The organism is Enterococcus sp. AZ120 (assembly GCF_050546165.1).
GTDB lineage: Bacteria > Bacillota > Bacilli > Lactobacillales > Enterococcaceae > Enterococcus > Enterococcus faecalis.
Genome location: NZ_CP172950.1, coordinates 236067 through 258354 on the forward strand (window position 1 = coordinate 236067; position 22288 = coordinate 258354).

At 38.7% G+C, this 22288-nt stretch carries 22 protein-coding genes; 15 read left to right on the forward strand and 7 right to left on the reverse strand.

Annotated features, from left to right (window positions below; translation table 11 throughout):
* Positions 1-18 precede the first annotated feature (18 nt).
* Positions 19-432 carry a DUF4809 family protein gene (locus IGJ46_RS01230; protein ID WP_002375755.1) on the forward strand — a complete coding sequence of 138 codons (414 nt, stop codon included), beginning with the start codon at positions 19-21 and terminating at the stop codon, positions 430-432.
* A 98-nt stretch (positions 433-530) separates the two neighbouring features.
* On the opposite strand, the gene fabI is transcribed toward IGJ46_RS01230, so the two are convergent.
* A complete protein-coding gene (fabI, locus tag IGJ46_RS01235; protein WP_002358338.1) occupies positions 531-1283 on the reverse strand; it encodes an enoyl-ACP reductase FabI in 753 nt (250 codons plus the stop codon).
* A gap of 297 nt (positions 1284-1580) precedes the next feature.
* Here fabI and fabF point away from each other — a divergent pair, with 297 nt between their 5' ends.
* From fabF to IGJ46_RS01250, 3 genes are all read left to right on the forward strand, one after another.
* Positions 1581-2819, forward strand: a complete 1239-nt coding sequence (gene fabF / locus IGJ46_RS01240) for a beta-ketoacyl-ACP synthase II (RefSeq protein WP_002358339.1) — start codon at positions 1581-1583, stop codon at positions 2817-2819.
* Position 2820: 1 nt separating this feature from the next.
* Positions 2821-3255 carry a 3-hydroxyacyl-ACP dehydratase FabZ gene (gene fabZ / locus IGJ46_RS01245; RefSeq protein ID WP_002355197.1) on the forward strand — a complete coding sequence of 145 codons (435 nt, stop codon included), beginning with the start codon at positions 2821-2823 and terminating at the stop codon, positions 3253-3255.
* 144 nt (positions 3256-3399) lie between these two features.
* Positions 3400-4368, forward strand: coding sequence for a dihydroorotate oxidase (locus tag IGJ46_RS01250; RefSeq protein WP_002386045.1), 969 nt, complete (start codon positions 3400-3402; stop codon positions 4366-4368).
* Between the two features lie 38 nt (positions 4369-4406).
* Here the strand turns inward: IGJ46_RS01250 and IGJ46_RS01255 are convergent, their stop codons facing one another.
* Positions 4407-5054, reverse strand: coding sequence for a FusB/FusC family EF-G-binding protein (locus tag IGJ46_RS01255; RefSeq protein WP_002361142.1), 648 nt, complete (start codon positions 5052-5054; stop codon positions 4407-4409).
* Positions 5055-5408: 354 nt separating this feature from the next.
* Here IGJ46_RS01255 and efp point away from each other — a divergent pair, with 354 nt between their 5' ends.
* The 4 genes from efp (at position 5409) to IGJ46_RS01275 (ending at position 8432) form a co-directional block, all read left to right on the forward strand.
* Entirely contained in the window at positions 5409-5969 is a 561-nt protein-coding gene (efp, locus tag IGJ46_RS01260) for an elongation factor P (RefSeq protein ID WP_002355202.1), read from the forward strand.
* 168 nt (positions 5970-6137) lie between these two features.
* On the forward strand, positions 6138-6275 hold the full coding sequence (locus tag IGJ46_RS01265) for a hypothetical protein (RefSeq protein ID WP_002355203.1): 138 nt from the start codon (positions 6138-6140) through the stop codon (positions 6273-6275).
* Between the two features lie 89 nt (positions 6276-6364).
* Positions 6365-7282 carry a PLP-dependent cysteine synthase family protein gene (locus IGJ46_RS01270; protein ID WP_002361143.1) on the forward strand — a complete coding sequence of 306 codons (918 nt, stop codon included), beginning with the start codon at positions 6365-6367 and terminating at the stop codon, positions 7280-7282.
* Between the two features lie 13 nt (positions 7283-7295).
* Positions 7296-8432, forward strand: coding sequence for a cystathionine gamma-synthase (locus tag IGJ46_RS01275; RefSeq protein ID WP_002358342.1), 1137 nt, complete (start codon positions 7296-7298; stop codon positions 8430-8432).
* 36 nt (positions 8433-8468) lie between these two features.
* Here the strand turns inward: IGJ46_RS01275 and genA are convergent, their stop codons facing one another.
* The 3 genes from genA to genR all read right to left on the reverse strand — a co-directional run bounded on the left by genA (position 8469) and on the right by genR (position 12195).
* Complete coding sequence (genA, locus tag IGJ46_RS01280; protein ID WP_202575786.1) at positions 8469-9899, reverse strand: 6-phospho-beta-glucosidase GenA; 1431 nt, start codon at positions 9897-9899, stop codon at positions 8469-8471.
* A 26-nt stretch (positions 9900-9925) separates the two neighbouring features.
* Positions 9926-11260 carry a PTS sugar transporter subunit IIC gene (gene genB, locus IGJ46_RS01285; RefSeq protein ID WP_002355207.1) on the reverse strand — a complete coding sequence of 445 codons (1335 nt, stop codon included), beginning with the start codon at positions 11258-11260 and terminating at the stop codon, positions 9926-9928.
* A gap of 173 nt (positions 11261-11433) precedes the next feature.
* Complete coding sequence (gene genR, locus IGJ46_RS01290) at positions 11434-12195, reverse strand: transcriptional regulator GenR (protein ID WP_002362941.1); 762 nt, start codon at positions 12193-12195, stop codon at positions 11434-11436.
* Between the two features lie 198 nt (positions 12196-12393).
* Between genR and IGJ46_RS01295 the strand changes: the two genes are divergently transcribed.
* The 6 genes from IGJ46_RS01295 (at position 12394) to IGJ46_RS01320 (ending at position 18966) form a co-directional block, all read left to right on the forward strand.
* Positions 12394-12984, forward strand: a complete 591-nt coding sequence (locus tag IGJ46_RS01295) for a dihydrofolate reductase family protein (RefSeq protein ID WP_002386047.1) — start codon at positions 12394-12396, stop codon at positions 12982-12984.
* Positions 12985-13115: 131 nt separating this feature from the next.
* Complete coding sequence (locus IGJ46_RS01300; protein ID WP_002366061.1) at positions 13116-14483, forward strand: TrkH family potassium uptake protein; 1368 nt, start codon at positions 13116-13118, stop codon at positions 14481-14483.
* A gap of 20 nt (positions 14484-14503) precedes the next feature.
* On the forward strand, positions 14504-15667 hold the full coding sequence (locus tag IGJ46_RS01305) for a cation:proton antiporter (protein WP_002355211.1): 1164 nt from the start codon (positions 14504-14506) through the stop codon (positions 15665-15667).
* A gap of 128 nt (positions 15668-15795) precedes the next feature.
* Positions 15796-16236 carry a CopY/TcrY family copper transport repressor gene (locus IGJ46_RS01310; RefSeq protein WP_002355212.1) on the forward strand — a complete coding sequence of 147 codons (441 nt, stop codon included), beginning with the start codon at positions 15796-15798 and terminating at the stop codon, positions 16234-16236.
* 15 nt (positions 16237-16251) lie between these two features.
* Entirely contained in the window at positions 16252-18738 is a 2487-nt protein-coding gene (locus IGJ46_RS01315; protein ID WP_218391373.1) for a heavy metal translocating P-type ATPase, read from the forward strand.
* Between the two features lie 21 nt (positions 18739-18759).
* Positions 18760-18966 carry a heavy-metal-associated domain-containing protein gene (locus IGJ46_RS01320; protein WP_002370181.1) on the forward strand — a complete coding sequence of 69 codons (207 nt, stop codon included), beginning with the start codon at positions 18760-18762 and terminating at the stop codon, positions 18964-18966.
* Positions 18967-19009: 43 nt separating this feature from the next.
* Here the strand turns inward: IGJ46_RS01320 and IGJ46_RS01325 are convergent, their stop codons facing one another.
* On the reverse strand, positions 19010-20380 hold the full coding sequence (locus IGJ46_RS01325; RefSeq protein ID WP_002386051.1) for a DUF5808 domain-containing protein: 1371 nt from the start codon (positions 20378-20380) through the stop codon (positions 19010-19012).
* The gene (locus tag IGJ46_RS01330; protein ID WP_002358356.1) at positions 20380-20769 is read right to left on the reverse strand and encodes a GntR family transcriptional regulator; all 390 of its coding nucleotides are present in this window, start codon (positions 20767-20769) and stop codon (positions 20380-20382) included. The genes IGJ46_RS01325 and IGJ46_RS01330 overlap by 1 nt, the downstream gene beginning before the upstream one ends.
* A 149-nt stretch (positions 20770-20918) precedes the next feature.
* Here IGJ46_RS01330 and IGJ46_RS01335 point away from each other — a divergent pair, with 149 nt between their 5' ends.
* On the forward strand, positions 20919-22247 hold the full coding sequence (locus IGJ46_RS01335) for an aminopeptidase C (RefSeq protein WP_002358357.1): 1329 nt from the start codon (positions 20919-20921) through the stop codon (positions 22245-22247).
* The last annotated feature ends 41 nt before the right edge of the window (positions 22248-22288 follow it).

A 22288-nucleotide genomic window follows, 5' to 3' on the forward strand; every position in this document is an offset into this window, starting at 1 on the left:
ATAACTTTAAAAAACAATATGGGGGAAGAAACGATGCAAGAGGCAATTATAACAAGTACAGTAGATTTAACCAGTGGTGGTTGCAACGCCTGTGGTTTAGTGGAAGATACCGTCTACACATTAGCAATGAATGGAGTGGACATTCCGTTAGATGGCTTGACAGTTGCTCATCTAGTTTCTGCTGTTGTTGCCAGAAATGGATTTAAACAGGAGCTACAAATGGATATGCTAGATGACGAATATATCCTTTATCGAAAAGAAGACACAGCAGTAACCTTTAAAGAAGCGTACAATCATTTAAGCTACGATAACGGTTCTGAAAAAATCCAATCTAAAAATAAACTGGAAGATTTACCAAAACTTTTTGAACAAGTCAATCAAATCCTAACAACTGTTTTTGGAATTGGAACTGTCAATTTTATTATAGAATAAAGTACAAAATAGAACAGAAATTGGACAATCAATGAGTGAAAGAGATCGTCCAATCTCTGTTTTTTAATGTATAAATAGAAAATAAAGACAAAAAATGATTAAGTTAAGTGAACGCCTTTATCGACATAAATGATATCACCGACCACACCACTAGCTAGCTCACTGACTAAAAAGGCACAAGTGTTTCCGACTTCTTCAATGGTTACTCCTGTTTTATCTGGTGTCCGCTCATTAGAAATACTAATCAATTGATCGTAGTCTTTTACACCAGTCACAGCCAATGTTTTAATCGCTCCTGCGGAGATTCCGTTGACACGAATTTTATCTGCAGCTAATTCAAAAGCTAAATATTTCACGGCAGTTTCTAAAGATGCTTTAGCAATCCCCATCATATTATAGTTAGGAATCGCACGTTCGGAACCTAAATACGTCAATGTGACAATTCCTGAACCAGGATTTAACAAAGGTTTCGCATAATGAGTGACTGCTAAAAGAGAGTAGCTACTAATATCTTGTGCTAATAGGAAACCATCACGAGTGATGTCACTAACGTTTCCAGACAATTCTTCTTTTTTGGCAAAAGCAATCGCATGGACTAGTCCATCGATCGTGCCCACTTCATTTTTAATTGTTTCAAAGGCTGCTTGAATGGACGCATCAGAAGCAACATCGCACTCCACCAACAAATCATTTTCATCTGCTAATTTAACCACTTGCTTTTTCATGCGTTCGTTTTGATACGTATAAATAACATTGGCCCCTTGATCTTTTAATGCTTTTGCACAGCCCCAAGCAATACTTTTTTTGTTGGCAACACCCATTACGACGACATTCTTATTTTGTAAAAACATATAAAATCTCCTTTAATAAAAAATTTTTGTTGATAGAATAGGCTTTTCTTCATCAAAATGTAAAAGTTACATTTATTGAGTTGACGAATAAAATTTCAACTGGTATTATCTGTGTGAGAATGATAACAAAATCTTCTCAATTTTCTAATCTTGAAAAAAACAGACATTTTTCCTGATGTCTGAATTATTAACCAAAATACTTTGAAAGTCAAACTATTTTTCTTATTTTTTAAGAAAAAGTGCTGGAAACCGCATGAAATAATAGTTTGATAATCAAAATAAACTCGGAGGTACAGTATGAAAAGAGTGGTCATAACCGGCATGGGTGCCGTAACACCATTAGGCAATACCGTAAAAGAATTTTGGCATAATCTAGTGGATGGCAAGCTAGGAATTGGCAAAATTACTAAATTTGATTCTGAAGATACTGGGGTGGCTTTGGCTGGTGAAGTGAAAGAGTTTGACCCAAGTGCTGTTTTAGAACGCAAAGAGCAAAAAAGAATGGACTTATTTTCTCAATATGGCTTGGTCGCTGCTTTAGAAGCGTGGGAAATGAGTGGTTTAACAGAAGCAACGATTGACCCGACTCGTTTAGGTGTGATTGTCGGTAGTGGGATTGGCGGGATGACTACCTTACAAGACCAAGTACGGGTAATGGATAAAAAAGGCGCAAAACGCGTAACACCATTTTTCGTGCCCATGGTAATTGCTAATATGGCAGCGGGAAATATTTCGATTCGTTTAGGTGCAAAAGGACCTTCTCAAACTATCGTGACTGCTTGTGCTTCTGCGACGAATGCGATTGGTGAAGCTTTTCGCACGATTAAATATGGTTTAGCGGACATGATGGTAACTGGTGGGACAGAAGCCACAGTATGTGAAATTGGGATTGCCGGTTTTGCAGCATTGAATGCTTTAAATACAACAGAAGATGCGACTCGGGCTTCGATTCCTTTTGATAAAGAACGAAAAGGTTTTGTGATGGGTGAAGGCGCAGGAATGCTGGTTTTAGAAGAACTCGAGCATGCACAGAAACGTGGCGCAACTATCTACGGCGAAATTGTTGGCTATGGCAGCAACTGTGATGCTAGCCACATGACCGCTCCTTTAAAAGACGGTAGTGGCGCGGCGGCTGCGATGGAAATGGCGATTGCAGAAGCAGGGATTACGCCGGAACAAATTGGGTATATCAATGCTCATGGTACGTCAACCCCAGCGAATGACGCTGCGGAAACAACGGCCATCAAACGTGTCTTTGGTGAGCGAGCATCGCAAATTCCAATTTCAAGTACAAAGAGTATGACTGGACATTTATTGGGCGCGGCTGGCGGTATCGAAGCGATTGCTTGTGTACAAACATTGCAAGAAGGAAAAGCTCATCCGACAGTAGGCTACCAAGTTGCTGATCCAGATTGTGATTTAGATTATGTCACAGAAGGTGCACGTGACATTACAGCGGACTATACAATTAGTAATTCGTTTGGCTTTGGTGGCCATAATGGTGTAATTTGCTTGAAGAAATGGGAGGAAAACTAGTATGAAAAAAGTAATGACTGCAACAGAAATTATGGAAATGATTCCTAATCGCTATCCGATTTGTTATATTGATTATGTGGATGAAATTATTCCAAATGAAAAGATTATTGCAACAAAAAATGTGACAATTAACGAAGAGTTTTTCCAAGGACATTTTCCTGGAAATCCAACAATGCCAGGCGTTTTGATTATTGAAGCATTGGCACAAGTAGGTTCGATTTTAATCTTAAAAATGGATCAATTTGAAGGTGAAACAGCCTATATTGGCGGTATCAACAAAGCAAAATTCCGTCAAAAAGTGGTCCCTGGTGATGTCTTGAAATTACATTTTGAAATCGTCAAATTACGTGACTTTGTCGGCATCGGCAAAGCGACTGCTTACGTGGAAGATAAAAAGGTCTGCGAATGTGAATTGACGTTTATTGTGGGACGATAAGAATCAATCAATTTTGGATACGTTAGTTTCCCTAAGAAAAGGAATAAGTCACAATGGCTTATTCCTTTTTAAATTTATATAAATAACACTAACGCAAAAAAACATGCTATAATCATAAAAAGCTTACGTGAAGGTGGTAAGCTTATGAGTAAAACAATTTACAGGAGGGTTTTTCTTTTGGATATTTCAGTAGAGTTTTCGGGACATAAATTGGCGAATGTGTTAATGAACGCATCAGGCATTCATTGTATGACAATTAAGGAAATGGACGAGTTAGCGGCTTCTCAAGCAGGTGCTTTTGTCGCTAAGACGGCAACACCTAATCCTCGTCAGGGCAATGAGGAACCTCGGTATTTTGATACACCATTAGGAAGTATTAACTCAATGGGCTTGCCTAATTTAGGGATTGATTATTATTTAGATTATCAGATTGCACGTCAAAAGGAATTTCCTGAGGAGTTACGCTTTTTATCTGTATCTGGTATGAATTATGAGGAAAATATCGCTATTTTAAAAAAAGTGCAAGAAAGTGAATACACAGGAGTGACAGAATTTAATTTGTCTTGTCCCAATTTGCCTGGTAAACCGCAAATTGCTTATGATTTTGAATTAACAGAAAAGCTTTTAACAGAAGTTTTCCAATTTTTTACTAAACCATTAGGTGTAAAATTACCCCCATTTTTTGATATTGCACATTTTGACGCAATGGCTGAAATTTTAAATAAATTCCCTTTAGTATACGTGAATAGTATTAATAGCATCGGTAATGGTTTATATATTGACAGTGACAAGGAAGAAGTGGTCATTAAACCAAAAGGAGGCTTCGGTGGACTGGGCGGCGAATATGTCAAACCAACAGCGTTAGCCAATGTTCGTGCGTTTGCGCAACGTTTGAAACCAGAAATTAAAATTATTGGAACGGGCGGTATTACATGTGGAAAAGATGTTTTTGAGCATCTTTTATGTGGTGCGACATTAGTACAAGTCGGCACACAATTGCATCAAGAAGGTCCACAAGTTTTTGAGCGTCTAGCCAAAGAATTACAAGAAATCATGGCAGCAAAAGGTTATGAAAGTATTGAAGAATTTCGTGGGAAATTGAAAGAGATGTAACAAAAAAACCGTCAAGAAATTTTCTTGACGGTTTTTTGTTATTTCACAGCCTTAACATTTTCCATAAAGGCTTCCAAATATTCAGGTTGTGTTAATTGTTGGTTACAGGTGTCGCTATCATGGCAAATGTAATTGCCTTTTTTCGTGTAGGTTCCGTCACCGCCTGATTTGGTGGTAGCTAGGAACATAGACACATTCGTGATTGTTTGACAGATGGAGCAAACACCTTTAACAATGGTGGGTGAAAGGGTGCCGTGGACGCCGATTAATTTATTTTCTCGATAAGCTAAGATAAATTTTTTCTGAGTCCCAGCGTCGTTCCAACCGACATAGGTATTGTTCCGTAAATCCATGTTTTCCCACTCAGGAATCTTTAACTTTTTCACTTTGCGAAAGACTTTCGTGACTTGTGGTGTTGAAGGTTCTTTAAAGGGCAGCACGGTTTCTTTTAATTCGTCTAAATATTTTTCAGCACGTGCGCGTGTTAAACGACGATCCATCACTTTGTCCAACAAAATCGTAACAGCAGGGTGTTCTTCTGGAAATAACCCATTGATTTTTTCGACACATAGGGCCTGGACAGTTTTGACAGTCGTAGCATCGTTAACAGACGTATAGGTGTTTAGTAACACAGCGACTTGTTCTTTAATTATGTTAAATTGGTAAGGTTGAATAGTTGGGTTCATGATTTTAAATTCCTTTCAAATAGACCGAGTACATACGCTGAAAGGCAATTTGTCTCACCAACGTATGTTTAGTGACAGACAACCTCATGTGTTTTTGATAAAGATAGCGTTTGACGTATCATATCATCACCCCCTTTAATGATTGATTTTTTCTATGTAAAAAGTGAAAATAATTGATGAAAGCTTGGTAATTCTAACGCAATTCAAGAAAAAAGGCAAGTTAAACTCGTTTTATTTCCCAATTCAATGTCTGGGGAGTGATAAACTTCTAAAAAAGATACGTGATTTCCTAGATTAATCCTAGGTTATTTGCTACAATAATGAAGAATTAACCAGAGAAAAGGAGAAATTACAATGATTGCAGCAAGCGATTTAAAAGCCGGTATGACTTTTGAGCAAGACGGCAAATTAATTAAAGTAATGGAAGCTAGCCACCACAAACCAGGTAAAGGTAACACGGTTATGCGTATGAAATTAAAAGATGTTCGTACGGGTTCAACAACAGATACAACAATGCGCCCAGATGAAAAAGTGAAAAAAGCGCACATCGATACAAAACCGGTTCAATATTTATACAGCCAAGATGATATGGCTATTTTCATGGATTTAGAAACATATGAACAATATGAAGTACCAACTGCTTTAATTGAAGAAGAATTAAAATATTTATTAGAAAATATGGAAGTAAAAATTCAATTTTATGGTGAAGAAGTCATTGGTTTAACTTTACCAACAACGGTAATCTTACGTGTTGCTGAAACACAACCTTCAATCAAAGGCGCAACAGTAACTGGTTCTGGTAAACCCGCTACAATGGAAACAGGATTAGTTGTTAACGTTCCAGATTTTGTTGAAGCAGACGAATTATTAGAAATCAATACTGCGGAAGGTACGTATTTAAAACGTGCTAAATAAGTAGCAGAAAAACAGAAGGCTAGCCTTCTGTTTTTTTTGGTCTATTAATTCTTTTGCCTATAAGAAAACCATTGGTGTGATAGGAAATAGCAATCGTTAGAATCGTTGACACTAGAAAATGGGAAATGGTATAGTTTGGTCAACACATGACGAAGGAGGAAATCAACCATGACGAAAAAACAAGCTAGCCCTTTTTTAGAAACGGAAAGCTGTTGTTGTATGGTGCAAAATAGTGCAGCATACTCTTTTGTGATGGGGAAAACCTCCGTTATTTCTGAAAAATTGCCTAACACGATTCCTCTCTGAATCTAGACAACCAGAAATAAACAAAAAAGGTGCTGATGCGATCAGCACCTTTTTGTTTTATGTACATGTATTAGAAGGAGGAATTCGCTATGATTGTTCAGTCAATTTTAGACACAATCGGAGCAACACCATTATTTGAATTTACAAGTGAACAATATCCTATGCCAGAAGGCACTAAAATTTATGCGAAACTAGAATATTTGAATCCAGGTGGCAGCGTCAAAGATCGGCTTGGTGTGCATCTTCTCAAAGAAGCAATGAAAACGGGAAAGATAAATCAAGCCACAACAATTATTGAACCGACAGCGGGGAATACAGGGATTGGACTTGCATTAGCAGCCAGTCAACTGGGCCTCAAGACAATCTTTGTTGTGCCAGAAAAATTTAGTCAGGAAAAACAACAGCTGATGCAAGCGTTAGGTGCTAAAATTGTCCCTTCGCCAACAGAGCAAGGGATTGTCGGAGCGATAACTAGTGCCCAAGACTTAGCCAAGGAAATTCCTAATAGTTACGTGCCGTTACAATTTGAAAATCCGGATAATCCTGCTGCTTACTACGAAGGATTAGGACCTGAAATTGTTCAAGACCTAGGCGGGAAGATTACTAGCTTTGTCGCAGGTTTAGGCAGTGGTGGAACGTTTGCTGGTGTTGGCAGATATCTCAAAGAACAAAATAGTAAGACGCAATTATGGGGCGTGGAGCCAGAAGGTTCAATTTTAAATGGCGGACCTGCACACGGACATGAAATCGAAGGCATTGGCGTGGAGTTCGTGCCGCCTTTTCTTAAACAGATTCCTGTGGACGGCTTTTATACCATTTCAGACGAGGATGGTTTTTTCTGGGTCAAACAATTAGCCAAGAAAAGCGCTTTGCTGGTGGGAAGCTCCAGCGGCGCAGCATTTGCGGCGGCATTAAGAGAGGCGCGCCGCTTACCAGCAGGCAGCACAATTGTAACTATTTTTCCTGACGGTAGTGACCGTTATTTATCAAAAAATATTTATTCTTAGGAGGAAAACTTTTATGAAATTCAATACCAAATTAATTCATGGCGGCATTAGCAAAGACACAACAACAGGTGCAGTGAGTGTTCCTATTTATCAAACGTCAACCTTTGAACAAAATGGCGTGGGCCAGCCAAAAGAATATGAATATTCTCGTTCAGGTAATCCCACACGTCACGCGTTAGAAACCTTAATCGCTGAGTTAGAAGGTGGGAGCCATGGCTTTGCGTTTAGCTCAGGCTTAGCTGGTATCCATGCAATCATTTCTATGTTTGGACCCGAAGATCATATTTTATTAGGTGACGATGTCTATGGGGGGAGTTTCCGTTTATTGGATAAAGTATTTGTAGCAAATGGGTTAAGCTACACGATTGTAAACGCCAGCGACTTATCAACAATTGAAGCCGCAATTCAGCCAAATACAAAAGCCTTGTTTTTGGAAACACCAAGTAATCCACTGTTAAAAATTACAGATATTGAAGCGGCAGCTAAGCTTGCTAAAAAACATCAGTTGTTAACTATTGTCGATAATACATTTGCGACGCCTTATTTTCAACGGCCGTTAGCGTTAGGTGCTGATATTGTCGTTCACAGCGGGACAAAATATTTAGGGGGCCATAGTGATGTAGTCTCTGGTTTAGTCGTAACGAATCATCCAGAAAGCGCAGAAAAGATTGCCTTTTTACAAAATGCGATTGGTGCTGTTCTAGGACCACATGATAGTTGGCTGGTCCAACGTAGTTTAAAAACATTAGGCGTCCGGATGGCAGCGCATGCCCAAAATGCTCAAAAAATCGCAGAATTTTTAGAAGCGCATCCAGCGGTAGCAACGGTGTATTATCCAGGACTAGCGAGTCATCCTGGTCACGAAATTGCGCAAAAACAGATGTCGGGATTTAGTGGCATGATTTCTTTTGAATTAGCCAAGGATGAGCAAGTCGTTCCTTTCGTAGAAGCGTTGGAAATTTTTACTTTAGCGGAAAGTTTAGGTGGCGTAGAAAGTTTAATTGAAGTACCTGCCATTATGACTCACGCATCTATCCCCAAAGAAAATCGTGAAGCCGTGGGAATTAAAGATGGACTCATTCGTTTATCTGTAGGAATTGAAGCAGTCGAAGATTTATTGGCTGATTTAGAAAAGGGATTACAAGCATAAACAAAAGGCCCTCGTCTTTAGACGAAGGCCTTTTGTTTATAATTCTTCTCCATTCGTAGCAATCACTTGTTGATACCAAGCAAACGATTTTTTCTTTCGCCGCTCCAACGTTCCGTGACCATCGTTGTCTTTATCTACATAAATGAAGCCATACCGTTTCTTCATTTCGCCTGTACTAGCGCTCACTAAATCGATGAATCCCCAAGGTGTGTAGCCCATCAAATCAATGCCGTCATACGCAACGGCTTCTTTCATCATCTCAATATGTTCACGTAAATAAGCGATTCGGTAAGTGTCGTTAATCGTTCCGTCTGGTTCTAACTCATCAATAGCGCCAAAGCCATTTTCGACAATAAAAAGTGGTAATTCATACCGATCATTGAACCAATTCATTGCATAGCGTAAGCCCATAGGATCGATTTGCCAGCCCCAATCAGATGTTGCTACATAAGGATTTCGCACCAAGTCTTTTGCTTCATTGTAGTCAAAAGTAGGGGCCTTTTCTGTACCTTTCACAGCAAACGACATGTAATAGCTAAAGCCAATATAATCAACACAGCCATTAGCTAAATCAGTTAAATCTTCTTCTGTGACATCTAATGAAATGTTTTTTCGTTTCAAATAGCATTGAATTGCACTTGGATAATGACCGCGGACATGAACATCGGTAAACCAATAACGTTTTTGCATTGCGCTAACACTCATCATCATATCCTCAGGATTACAAGAATAAGGATAAATAGGCACCATCGCAATCATACAGCCAATTTGGAAGTCGGGATTGATAGCGTGGCCAATTTTCACTGCACGTGCGCTAGCGACTAGTTCATAATGAGCAGCCTGATACATAATTGCTTCGCGGTCTTCTCCTTCCTGGTAAGCAATACCAGAGTTAGTAAAAGGTGCAAAATCTTCTTCATAATTGGCTTGGTTGTTAATTTCGTTAAAGGTCATCCAATATTTGACTTTTTTCTGGTAACGAGTGAAACAGACTTCAGCAAATTTGACAAAAAAATCAATGACCTGGCGATTGCGAAAGCCGCCATATTTTGTGACTAAATGATAAGGCATTTCAAAGTGAGACAGTGTGACGACTGGCTCAATACCATTTTTCAAACACTCGTCAAAAAGTGCATCATAAAAACGGAGACCTTCTTCATTGGGCGTTTCTTCATCTCCGTTAGGAAAAATTCGTGTCCAAGCAATAGAGGTTCGGAAACAATTTAAACCAAGTTCTTTGAATAGTTGAATATCTTCTTGATAGCGATGGTAAAAATCAATCGCTTCATGGTTAGGATAGTGTTCATCTGGTAAAACGCCTGCGGTAATTTTACGAGGGACGCCATGTGCACCGGCAGTCATTACATCCGCCACGCTCACCCCTTTACCGCCTTGGTCCCAGCCTCCTTCTAATTGATGAGCAGCGACAGCGCCGCCCCAAAGAAAATCATTTTTCAAAATTGACATATCGTTTCAGTCCTTTGTTCAAATTTTTATACGTTTTGTGCTTCGACTTTTTCAAGGGTTTCTTCAGTAATCGGTTGATTGGTTTCTTCTGCGTAGTTAAGTGCATCCATTTTTTTAGCAAACGGTAAATAGATAAAGAAACTCATCGTCAGTACTACTACTTGAAGCAACGCGGCTTGCCAACCACCAACTAAAAGTCCAGAAATGATTGGAGGAGTAGTCCAGGGAACTTGTACCGCAGTAAAGAGAGGAACCAGTCCTGTGTACAAGGCAAAATATGTCACAACAGAAGAAACAATCGGTGTGATAATGAATGGCACAGCCATGATTGGGTTCATCACGATAGGTGTAGCAAAGACAATTGGCTCGTTAATATTGAAAACAGCTGGCCCAATTGAAAGCCGACCTAATTGCTTAAACTGAGCTGATTTGGCAAAGAAAACCATGAACACGACTAACCCGATTGTCATGCCCGCACCAGTGACCGTTAAAAATTGATCTAAAAATTGTTGTGTAACAATATGGCCACCATTAGCCAGTGTTAAGTCTTTTCCAGATTTCAAAATTTCGGTGTTTTCTAAAGAGTTTGCTTGTAAAATAGGACCCATGATGCCGCCAACGATTGTTGACCCGTGAACACCGAAAAACCAAAAGAGGGGAATGACAAAACCTAATAGTAATGCGCCACCTAGTGAATCTGTGACTCCTTGAAGTGGTGATTGTAGCACTTCGTAAATAAAGTCAAAGAATGTCGTATTGAAGACTTTATCTAGAAGAATGAAAATTAGCATTGCACCAGTTACAATGACGCTGGCAGGAATTAACGCAGTAAAGGAATTGGCCACATTTTCTGGTACAGCTTCTGGTAATTTGATACGAATATCATGACGTAAAAACCAACTATATACAACGCCGACTAACAAACCAACAATAATAGCTGTAATCATCCCTTTACCAGCTGTCCAATCTTTGTTGATGACATTGCCAACTACTGCGCCAGAAACCGCATCTTTGACTTCAGATGACATAAACAAAATGAAAACCACCATGGCAATCATGCCCGCTGGGAGGCCTTCAAATCCCTCGCTTTTTACATATGAGTAGGCAATACCGATGACCGCAAATAACGACATAATCGCAAAAGATGCCCCATATGCTTGATTGAAATAAACAGCCAGACCGCTTGCGTTAACCCATTCAGAAATAGCTGTAACTGGGAAATTCGCTAATAGAAGAAACACGGAACCAACAATGGTAAAAGGCATCGTGTAAAGCATCCCGTTCCGTAAGGCAGTAATTGCTTTGGTATTGACGAATTTTAGTACTGGAGGTAATAATTTCTCGTTAATCCATTCGTTCATAAAAATCTCTCCTTTGAAGAATAATATAAATGCAAATGTATCCGTTTACATATTTACTATATAAGGTTATTTGAAGAAAAAATAGACTTTTGCCTGAATGAGAAACATGTACCAAGAAAAAAAACAAAAAAGCTCATGCTGTTTTAGACAGCATGAGCTTTTGTGAAAAACAACTAGGAAGGTGTTTCATCTAGTTCCTTTAAAAGTTGACTTGCTTGATGAGCTAGGAGTTCAATTAAAGCAATGACAGGGATTTGAGTGGTTGTATTGACTGACTTATCTGCAAATGGAGAACGTTCGTCGGGCATATAATAGGAGATGTTGTAGTCAGCCAAGCGGGCAATAGTTGAATGTTGATTGTTGGTAATGCTTAGCACTTTGGCGCCAGCTGTTTTAAAGTCGGTCATTTGTTTAATCATTTCATTGGTTTCCCCAGATACAGACAGAATCAAGGCTAATGTATTTTCAAATCCGCGCTTGGGGATAGGCGTAAAGGGATCAGCAATACTGTAAGAATTGATATTTAAGTTGGCAAAATAACGACTGCCATAACTACCTAAAATTCCGCTAGTACCAATGCCAGTAAAGGCAACGTGACGTGCTTGAACAATCATTTGGATTGCTGGACGAAGCATTTCGTAATAGGTTTCTTGGTTTAATTTTTTTAAAAAAGCATCGACGTGAACCGTGGCATCATAAAAATTTTCAAACGTTTGTGTTTGTTTGGCTTCTTCTTTCACTGCGTATTTTAATTCGGAAAAACCAGCATAGCCCATTTTGTTACAAAATCGTAGAATCGTTGAGGTGGAGACATGACAGGAAGTAGCCAGTTGGCGAATGGTCTGTTGAGGGATTTGGTGCAGGTGTTCCAATACATAATGGTAAACGAGCATTTCTAATTCATTCAAGGTCTGAACCTTCTCTAAATCAAACAAAGTAATCCTCCTTTATATAAAAACTGAATATGTTATTTTTTTGTGTAAATCAAATAAACCAATTCTTATTTTTCTTGAAAAAAATGTAAAATAACTCAATAAAAAGTTTCTTATTTCCTATTTTACAAAAAGTAGCCCAATTATCCTAGTTTTTCTCTTTTTTCTTTTAAAAATAACAATGCGCACCCCTAGAGTTTTTTGAGAAAACAAGCTAAAATAGATAAGAAGAGAAAAGGAGGCGTTGATGTGGCACGGGAAGTAATTTTATTTATTGCAGCGAGTATTGATGGTTTCATTGCGGACAAAGCGGGCGGTGTTGCTTGGTTAGAAGAGAATATTCGTGGCGATGAAGAAGATCGTAGTTACGATGAAATGTATGAAAAAATAGACACTGTGGTAATGGGGCGGACTACTTATGATCAAGTTACACAAGAATTGTCCCCAGATGTGTATTTTTATGAAGACAAGCATTCTTATATCATTACCTCTCATCCAGAACCATCAACTGCTTCAAGAACTTTTACCAAGGAAGATCCAGTCACATTAATTCGTCGTCTCAAAGAAGAAGACGGCGCGGGAATTTGGATTGTTGGAGGCCCAAAAGTGGTTCAACCGCTTTTGGCAGCTGATTTAATTGATACCTTCATTTTGACGACAATACCACTGTTTCTGGGTGAGGGCATTGCTCTATACGAGACAATGGCTCAATCAATCCCAGTTCGTTTAAAACAGGTTTATCAAAAAAATGAGTTGGTTTATTCGATTTATCAACGTGAAAACAAAAATTAAAAAATAATTATTCGGTTGGGCAAGTTGCTTTCAAGGTTTTGAGTTTCTCATAGGGCGAGAGGAACAAAGCAACAGTTGTCTAGCCGTTTGTGTTGTTTTTGATTAACAAAGAAATGGTAGAGGAGAAAAAAATGAAACATCAGATCAAAAAAAGGTTGTATATTTCACCTGTTCAAACAATTGTCTTAGGCTTTTTTTTATTAATTGTTGTAGGCACGATCTTATTAATGATGCCTTTTTCTGCACAAGCTGGACAAAAAACGCAATGGATTGATGCTTTTTTCGTGGCAACTTCCGCCGTCTGTGTTACAGGGCTTTCGCCTTTGAATACGGCGGAACATTGGAGTCCTATCGGGCAAGTTATTATTATGATTTTGATTGAATTAGGCGGCTTAGGCTTTTTAACCGTTGCCACGATTTTCTTTAGTTTGCTGCGGAAAAAAGCGTCACTAAGTGTACGGATGTTGTATCAAGAAGCTTTAAATGTTAGTGAAGTTTCCGGAGTTTTTCGTTTAATGAAATATATTATGAAGTTTGCGGCCATTATTCAATTACTTGGAGCCTTCTTGTTGTCCTTTCAATTTGTGCCAACATTTGGGTGGAAAAAAGGGTTGTTTTTTAGTCTCTTCCATGCCGTTTCGGCATTTTGTAATGCTGGCTTTGATTTGCTAGGGGATAGTATGGTTCCTTATCAAAATTCGCCTTATCTTTTACTAGTCATTAGCTTTTTAATTATAGCTGGCGGCTTAGGATTTATTGTGTGGCGCGATATTTTTGCAATGATTAAAGGCTATAAAAATAAAATTAAGCACCGTGTTAGTATTCATACACGCCTTGCTTTAACGGTGACCGCCACCTTTTTAGTCTTAGGGACCGTTATTTTTTACATTTCAGAATATCGCCATTTTCCAGCTGACATGTCTTTTTGGCAGCGTCTTGTCAACAGTTGGTTCTTGTCGGTTACACCAAGAACGGCTGGCTTTTATTCAGTTGATTATTTGAAAATGAGTAATCCAGGCCTGATTGTCACGATTTTGTGGATGTTTATTGGTGGCACTTCAGGATCAACCGCTGGCGGCTTGAAAACCACTACGTTTGGTGTGTTATTTTTACAATTTCGTGCAATTTTTAAAGGGAAACAGCGAGTGGAATTCCATGAACGCACAATTCCTGAGCGAGTAGTGCTCCAAGCGTTTACTTTGTTCTTCTTAGCAACTTTTTTATGTGTAACTGCTTCGGTTATTCTCTCGTTTACAGAAACATTACCTTTAAAAAACGGGATTGAGTATATCGTTTTTGAAGTGATTTCTGCATTTGGAACGGTCGGTTTAACAATGGGGTTAACACCAGATTTAACTGTTTTTGGTAAACTGGTGATTATTTTTCTAATGTTCGTCGGTCGTGTGGGTGTGTACACGGTGTTATTGTCATTAATTAAGAAAGGCTTGGAAAGTCAGTCGAAAGTTCAATATCCAAAAGAATCAGTGATGATTGGTTAATAGAGAAAGAGGGAAATAGAATGGAATTTTTAGGTATTTTATGTTTGATTTTAATTACAACGACTTTAGCAGGTGTTGCTTGTAAAAGAGTAGGAATTCCTGCAGTAATTGGGCAATTGCTAGTAGGGATTGTGTTAGGTCCAGCGATGTTAAATATTGTGCATCAAGATGTGTTTGTGCATGACTTTTCAGAAATTGGTGTCATTATGCTGATGTTTATTGCTGGAATGGAATGTGAATTGGAATTATTGAAAAAATATGCGAAACCTAGTGTCATGGTCGCTATTTTGGGCATCGTTTTACCGGTTGGTTTTACTATGTTGATTGGTCAGCTGTTTGCTTTTTCTTGGAAAGAAGCTTTTTTCCTTGGGTTAGTTTTAGCAGCAACGTCGGTCAGCATTTCAGTAGAAGTATTAAGAGAGTTGAATGTTTTAAGTAGTAAAGAAGGTGCAACGATTCTTGGGGCTTCCGTCGTTGACGATATCGTGGTCGTGATTATTTTAAGTGTCGCTGTCGGCATGATTGGTGCAAGTACAGGCGGCAATACAGAAGTCAGCTTTATTGTTAAGTTAATTGAACAAGGCTTATTCTTTATTGGGATTTTCTTTTTGGTCCGCTTTATCGCTCCCTATTTACTACGTTTAAGTCAAAAAATGAACATTGGGTCGTCTGTTATTATCATGTCATTGATTATCTGTTTGGGCATGGCTTATTTGGCTGATTTAGTTGGTTTAAGTTCTGTCGTAGGTGCCTTTTTTGCAGGGATTGCTGTGGGACAAACGGATGCAAAAACAGAAATTGATTTCAATATTGAAGCTATTGGCTATGCCGTGTTTATTCCCGTCTTCTTTGCCAGCATTGGCTTATCAGTGACATTTAACACGTTAGGAAAAGATTTACCTTTTATTTTGGTAATGACGATTATGGCGATTTTAACGAAATTACTGGGCGGTGCCTGGGGAGCGAAAATGGTTGGTTTCTCCAATACAAGTTCTTTAATGGTCGGTGCTGGGATGGTTTCGCGTGGGGAAATGGCATTAATCATTGCGCAAATTGGCTACCAATCTAAATTACTTTCAGAAGCGTATTATACGAGCATGATTGTGGTAATTATCTTAACGACCTTAGTTGCACCGTTCTTATTGAAATACTTTGTTAAAAAACAAGAATCTGCGTTGCAATAAAAAAAGATGAGCAGAAGTTGTTGACAAAAAAATAAAATAGCTATATGATGAGTTCAAGACAAACGACTACATTTGTAGTCGATAACCTTGAACTCTTTTTTTATTGATGAAGGAGGAATTTAACGAGTATGGCAAAAGATAAATTAGCGACAATTACTGATGCAGAGTGGGAAGTCATGCGGGTTATTTGGACCCAAGGCAAAACCACGAGTCGTGAAGTGCATACACTTTTAAATGAGAAGAAAGAATGGAAATCAACGACCGTCAAGACGTTACTAAGTCGTTTAACAGATAAAGGGTTAGTTGGAACGGAGAAAGTAGGCAATAAATATATTTATTATCCGCTAGTAGAAGAACGTCGGAGCGTTGAAACGGTGGCAGATGAACTTTTAGCCAAAGTGTGCAGTCGTAAAGTTGGTTCCGTGGTGGAAACAATTTTAACAGAGAGTCAGTTGAGTTATGACGATTTGGATCGATTAGAGGAACTCTTGAAAGAGAAGCGCAAGACGGCGGTTGAATCCGTCCCTTGCAACTGTATTCCTGGTCAATGCCAATGTCATTTAATTTAAAAAGGAGTGAAAAAAATGGAAAGTAAAACGTTTGATATTGAAGGGATGAGCTGTGCTTCCTGTGCCCAAACGATTGAAAAGGCTACGGCGAAGTTACCTGGGATGGCAAAGGCAAGTGTCAATTTAGCTACGGAAAAATTAAGTGTCACGTATGATCAGACGGAAGTCACAGAAGAAGAAATTAAGGAAGCTGTGTCAGATGCTGGCTACAAGGCGATTAGCCCAGCCCAGCAACGAACGTTTGCGATTGAAGGAATGAGTTGTGCTTCCTGTGCCCAAACGATTGAAAAAGCTGTGAACCAATTATCTGGTGTTCAACAAGCGATTGTTAATTTAGCCACGGAAAAACTGGTGGTTAGTTATGACGACCATCAAGTAACGAGTGCTGAAATTATCAAAGCAGTTACGGATGCAGGTTATCAAGCGACAGAAGAAGTCGCTGCAGGTGCAACAGCGGACCAAGATCGTGAAAAGAAACAAAAACATATTGCTGAGATGTGGCAACGTTTTTGGATCTCATCGGTGTTTACAGTACCACTTCTTTATATTGCGATGGGACATATGGTAGGCTTACCATTGCCGGATTTTTTGAATCCAATGACACATGCGACGACCTTTGCAATGGTTCAATTGATTTTGACGTTACCCGTTCTATATGTCGGCAGAGAATTTTTCACAGTTGGTTTTAAAGCATTATTTAAAGGGCATCCGAATATGTTTTCTTTGGTGGCTTTAGGAACCAGTGCTGCTTTTGTGTATAGTTTATATGGCACAGTCATGATATTCTTAGGAGATACAAGTTTTACAATGGCTCTTTATTATGAATCAGCGGGTGTTATTTTAACTTTAATTACATTAGGAAAATATTTCGAAGCTGTTTCAAAAGGGAAAACCTCAGATGCGATAAAAAAATTAATGGGTTTAGCGCCGAAAACTGCTCATATTTTACGTGATGGCGCAGAAATTGAAGTGCCAGTTGATGCTGTTCAGTTGGATGACATTGTGATTGTTCGCCCAGGAGATAAAATCCCTGTTGATGGAGTGATTGTTTCAGGCAGTAGTTCTGTGGATGAAGCCATGTTAACGGGCGAAAGTTTGCCTGTTGAAAAGAAAGTCGGTGATGCAGTAATTGGTGCTAGCATCAATAAAAATGGCAGCTTTCAATTCAAGGCGACAAAAGTGGGAAAAGAGACGGCCCTTGCCCAAATCATTCAATTAGTGGAAGATGCGCAAGGCTCAAAAGCGCCGATTGCACAATTAGCTGATAAAATTTCGGGTGTTTTTGTCCCAATCGTCATTGGTTTGGCTGTTCTTTCTGGCTTGGCTTGGTTCTTTTTAGGACAAGAGTCATGGATTTTCGCTTTGACAATTACTATTTCTGTGTTAGTGATTGCTTGTCCTTGTGCGCTCGGCTTGGCAACGCCGACTGCGATTATGGTGGGGACAGGTAAGGGCGCTGAAAATGGCGTTTTAATTAAAAGTGGGGATGCTTTAGAAACCACTCACAAAATTCAAACAATCGTGTTTGATAAAACAGGGACTATTACAGAAGGCAAACCGGTGGTTACAGATATTTTAGTTGCTGATTCAGCACTTTCAGAAGCTGAGTTACTAACATTAGCAGCTTCTGCAGAACAAGGATCAGAACATCCTCTAGGTGAAGCAATTGTGGGAGCGGCTAAAGAACGTCAATTGCCATTAGTAGAAGGAAGCGATTTTTCAGCGATTCCAGGTCACGGCATCCGTGTGACAATCAACGAACGAGTCCTACTTTTGGGCAATATAAAATTAATGAAAGAAGAAGGCATTGAGCTATCAACGTTTGTTCAACAAGCGGATCGTTTGGCAGAAGAAGGGAAAACCCCAATGTTTGTGGCAAAAGATGGTTCGTTTGCGGGTATCATTGCGGTAGCAGATACTGTGAAGGATAGCAGTCAAACAGCCATTGCACGTTTGCATAAAATGGGGATCGAAGCCGTGATGATTACGGGAGACAACAAACGTACTGCCGAGGCGATTGCAAAACAAGTAGGTATCGATCGTGTCTTAAGTGAAGTTTTACCAGAAGATAAAGCGTTAGAAGTGAAAAAACTACAAGCAGAAGGCAAAAAAGTTGCGATGGTGGGTGACGGTATTAATGATGCACCAGCACTTGCCCAAGCAGATGTGGGGATTGCTATTGGTTCAGGCACAGATGTTGCAATGGAATCGGCCGACATTGTGCTAATGCGTAGTGATTTAATGGATGTGCCTACAGCAGTTGAATTAAGTAAAGCGACCATCAAAAACATCAAAGAAAATCTTTTCTGGGCATTTGCTTATAATACATTAGGTATTCCAGTGGCTATGGGTGTGTTACACTTATTTGGTGGACCTTTGTTAAGTCCGATGATTGCAGCAGCAGCTATGAGTTTTAGTTCAGTCTCTGTCTTACTAAACGCCTTACGCTTAAAAGGATTTAAACCTTCGACGGTGAAAAAAACTAGTGGAAGTCAAAAATAAAATTGAAAAGGATGAAGTGAAATGGAAAAAACAGTAAAAATTGATGGGATGAAATGTGATGGCTGTGTTCAAGCGGTCACTGAAAAATTTAGTGGAATTGATGGCGTAACGAATGTTGCGGTTCACTTGGCAGATCAAACAGCCATTGTGACAGCAGATCGTGAAGTAAGCCAAGATGAACTGAATACCACGTTGGCAGATACAAAATTTAAGGTTGTCAGCGAATAACAAAAAACAGGGCCTACCATCATGAGTAGGCTCTGTTTTTTTGTTATGGAAGTTTTGTTTTGATTTCCTGATAAATCTTAGTCGTTTCTTGACCCTCACGCGCAGTATAATAATAAACTTTTTCCCGCGTTTCTATTTTCAGAATCGGATGACTTTTTGTATAAATTAGTAAATAAGCAGGTTTTCCAGCGACTTTAAATTCTCCTGTTAAGTAACTATCTGTCGCAGCACCCATTGTGCGGATGCGTTCTTGAGGTAAGTCATCAATCAAAGAAACAGCAGTGATTTGGTTAAAAGGAATTGACCTTGTTTTTGCTAATGGGGCAGATAACTCAATTTGTTTATTTTCAATAGTTGCTTGAAAGGCATGACTAGAAAAATCATTTATAAACATCGGCACTGTGGCAAAGAACAGCACCGCAATCGTTAAAATACCAGTAGCGGCTAGAATAATTTTCCCAGCAGGCCGTCCTAGGTTAATAGATAAATTCATACCAATGCGATCAGGAACCATGATTTTGGGGTCCTTTGGATTGATATAAATCCCATACCGCCAATATTGATCATCATCCCCATAGCGATAATCGCCAGCCTGTAAAACGAATTGATCTTGTTTTTTGCGCATTGAAAATAGGTAGTAGAAGAGAAAGCCTACATAAACAAACAAAAGAATAAAATAACAAAAAGTAAGGGCCATCGCAACCGTATAATCAATTACAATTGTGAAAGTTGGTAAAATGGTTAGCGGTGCAAAAACTAAGGCGGATAAAACCATTAAAACAGACCAATGATGCCGAAATAAATCATTAATTTGCTGATTAATTTTTGAGTCACTAGTTAGCGGTTTGACAGGTAAGCGCGCGATAAAATAATAGCCGCCAATGAACAAACTTAACATCAAAACAGTAATTAAGAAAAGAATCCAGGAACCAATCGCCGTTTGCAAGGAATAAAAGCCCCCAGCAAAAGTAAGAATAATCGCAGGTAAAAACCACCAAAATGAAATAAGTTTCTGGTTTTTATTTAAAACTAATTGCGTATCGATTAAGAGAGGACGCTTAGGTAGCAACCAGCCGTTTTGCATTTTTAAAGCGGCCATTTTGCGAATATAAACGATTTGCAGATAGTAGCCACTGCCAATAAAACTAAATAAAAGTAACAGAAAAAGAAACAACAAAATCGAATCATAAGGAATAAATAACAAAGGTAAACTAAGAACACTAAAAACGGCTGCTAGTTGAACCAAGCGTTTTTTATAACGTTTTCGGATTGCTTGAACGCTAGGATCTTGTAGTTTATCTTCTGGTAAAGTGTTTTCCAAAATAATATTTTTGTGAGGATTTGCATAAATCCCCATAGTAAATGCCATAAAAAAAGCGACAGAAACTAGGATGAAATAAAAGAATACCGCCATTATAATGCACGCCCTTTCGAATCAAAATTTTGATAAATTTTCTGAATAAGTGCTTGGATTTCTGCTTCGGATTGCTGATGTAAAAAACTTTCAGCCAACAGAAGTTCTAAACGCTCATGCAATTGCTGTTGCCAAACAGCGGTAGCAGGTAACTTTGCGGCAATTTTGGTGCCGTTACGACGATCAGTCACAATATAACCTGATTGCTTTAACTTATTATAAGCTTTTGAAACAGTCATCATATTGACCCCGATTTCGTCCGCCAATTGTCGGATAGAAGGCAAACTTTCATTGGGAACCAGTTCACCTTTGGCAATGCCTACAATGATTTGATCAATGAGTTGCTGATAGATGGGCTGTTCGCTTTGTTCATCTATTTCTAAAAGCATCGAATCACTCCTGTCTTATTTGTGTTATCTGTATTATATATCCTAATGCAAAAAGAGTTGGAAAGCAAGGAATTTAGAGTAAATGGTTGTTTCTGTTTAAAGAGAAGCATATAATGAAGAAGAACGTAAAATGAAAGGACGATGAAAATATGACAGCAATTGAACCAAAATTAACAGAGAAATTCCATCAAGATTTCTTGAACAATAATAAACAAAATGCCTTACAACGTAGTGTAGTAAAAAATGGTATCAGCGCTTCAGGTGAATCTGTACAAGGAGCCGTGAATAACGTACCCGTCTTTTCAGTCGACTTAGCTACTGGAAAAGTGGCCAATCAAAAACAAAGCGGTCGCTGCTGGATGTTTGCGGCATTAAATACATTTAGACATAGAATGTTAAATGCGTTTCAATTAAAAGATTTTGAATTATCACAAAACTATACATTTTTCTGGGATAAATATGAAAAATCAAACTATTTCTATGAAAATATTATTGCAACAGCCGATCAACCGTTGACTAGTCGTAAAGTGGCCTTTTTATTAGCGACACCACAACAAGATGGTGGGCAATGGGATATGATCGTTTCAATTTTTGATAAATATGGCGTAGTGCCTAAAACGGCAATGCCTGAAAGCAGCAACAGTTCCAATTCACGTGATTTAAACAACTATTTAAATAAAAAATTACGCAAAGATGCAACAATTTTACGTAGTTTAATTGAAAAAGGCGCTTCTGCTGAAGAAGTCCAAAAAAACAAAGAAGCAATGTTACAAGAAATTTATAATTTCTTAGCAATCTCTTTAGGAACACCGCCAGAAACCTTTGATTTTGAATACCGTGACGAAGAAAAAAATTATCATTTGGATCAAAATCTAACACCGCAAACATTCTTTGAAAAATACGTTGGCGTTAATTTACATGATTATGTAAGTATTATTAATGCTCCTACAGAAGATAAACCCTTCAACAAAACATACACTGTTGAAATGTTAGGGAATGTTGTCGGCGGCAAAGAAGTTAAATATTTAAATGTAGAAATGGCTGCTTTCAAAAAATTAGCTGCTGCACAATTGGAACAAGGCGAATCTGTTTGGTTTGGTTGTGATGTTGGACAATCTTCAACACGTGACACAGGAATTATGGCATTAGACGTTTACGATATGAACGATCTTTTTGATATTGATTTTACGATGACTAAAGCAGAACGTTTAGACTTTGGTGAAAGCTTAATGACACACGCCATGGTTTTAACAGGTGTTGATATCGTTGATGGTCAAACAACAAAATGGAAAGTGGAAAATAGCTGGGGCGAAAAAGTCGGTGAAAATGGCTTCTTCGTTATGAGCGATGCGTGGATGGACGAATACACTTATCAAATCGTTGTGCACAAAGATTTATTAACTGATGAACAGAAAAAAGCTTGGGAACAAGCGCCAACTGTTTTGGCACCTTGGGATCCAATGGGAGCATTAGCATAAAACAGAAAAAGAAGGCCCCCGCCGTCATGGCGGGGGCCTTC

Coding starts and splice junctions, on each gene's coding strand:
- IGJ46_RS01330 (WP_002358356.1), bottom strand. CDS start 20,769: ATGCTTTTAGAAATAGATGAACAAAGCGAACAGCCCATCTATCAGCAA.
- fabI (WP_002358338.1), bottom strand. CDS start 1,283: ATGTTTTTACAAAATAAGAATGTCGTCGTAATGGGTGTTGCCAACAAA.
- IGJ46_RS01315 (WP_218391373.1), top strand. CDS start 16,252: ATGGAAAGTAAAACGTTTGATATTGAAGGGATGAGCTGTGCTTCCTGT.
- IGJ46_RS01270 (WP_002361143.1), top strand. CDS start 6,365: ATGATTGTTCAGTCAATTTTAGACACAATCGGAGCAACACCATTATTT.
- IGJ46_RS01300 (WP_002366061.1), top strand. CDS start 13,116: ATGAAACATCAGATCAAAAAAAGGTTGTATATTTCACCTGTTCAAACA.
- genB (WP_002355207.1), bottom strand. CDS start 11,260: ATGAACGAATGGATTAACGAGAAATTATTACCTCCAGTACTAAAATTC.
- IGJ46_RS01255 (WP_002361142.1), bottom strand. CDS start 5,054: ATGAACCCAACTATTCAACCTTACCAATTTAACATAATTAAAGAACAA.
- IGJ46_RS01310 (WP_002355212.1), top strand. CDS start 15,796: ATGGCAAAAGATAAATTAGCGACAATTACTGATGCAGAGTGGGAAGTC.
- IGJ46_RS01335 (WP_002358357.1), top strand. CDS start 20,919: ATGACAGCAATTGAACCAAAATTAACAGAGAAATTCCATCAAGATTTC.
- IGJ46_RS01265 (WP_002355203.1), top strand. CDS start 6,138: ATGACGAAAAAACAAGCTAGCCCTTTTTTAGAAACGGAAAGCTGTTGT.
- efp (WP_002355202.1), top strand. CDS start 5,409: ATGATTGCAGCAAGCGATTTAAAAGCCGGTATGACTTTTGAGCAAGAC.
- IGJ46_RS01250 (WP_002386045.1), top strand. CDS start 3,400: ATGAGTAAAACAATTTACAGGAGGGTTTTTCTTTTGGATATTTCAGTA.
- IGJ46_RS01230 (WP_002375755.1), top strand. CDS start 19: ATGGGGGAAGAAACGATGCAAGAGGCAATTATAACAAGTACAGTAGAT.
- fabZ (WP_002355197.1), top strand. CDS start 2,821: ATGAAAAAAGTAATGACTGCAACAGAAATTATGGAAATGATTCCTAAT.
- IGJ46_RS01275 (WP_002358342.1), top strand. CDS start 7,296: ATGAAATTCAATACCAAATTAATTCATGGCGGCATTAGCAAAGACACA.
- IGJ46_RS01320 (WP_002370181.1), top strand. CDS start 18,760: ATGGAAAAAACAGTAAAAATTGATGGGATGAAATGTGATGGCTGTGTT.
- fabF (WP_002358339.1), top strand. CDS start 1,581: ATGAAAAGAGTGGTCATAACCGGCATGGGTGCCGTAACACCATTAGGC.
- genA (WP_202575786.1), bottom strand. CDS start 9,899: ATGTCAATTTTGAAAAATGATTTTCTTTGGGGCGGCGCTGTCGCTGCT.
- IGJ46_RS01325 (WP_002386051.1), bottom strand. CDS start 20,380: ATGGCGGTATTCTTTTATTTCATCCTAGTTTCTGTCGCTTTTTTTATG.
- IGJ46_RS01305 (WP_002355211.1), top strand. CDS start 14,504: ATGGAATTTTTAGGTATTTTATGTTTGATTTTAATTACAACGACTTTA.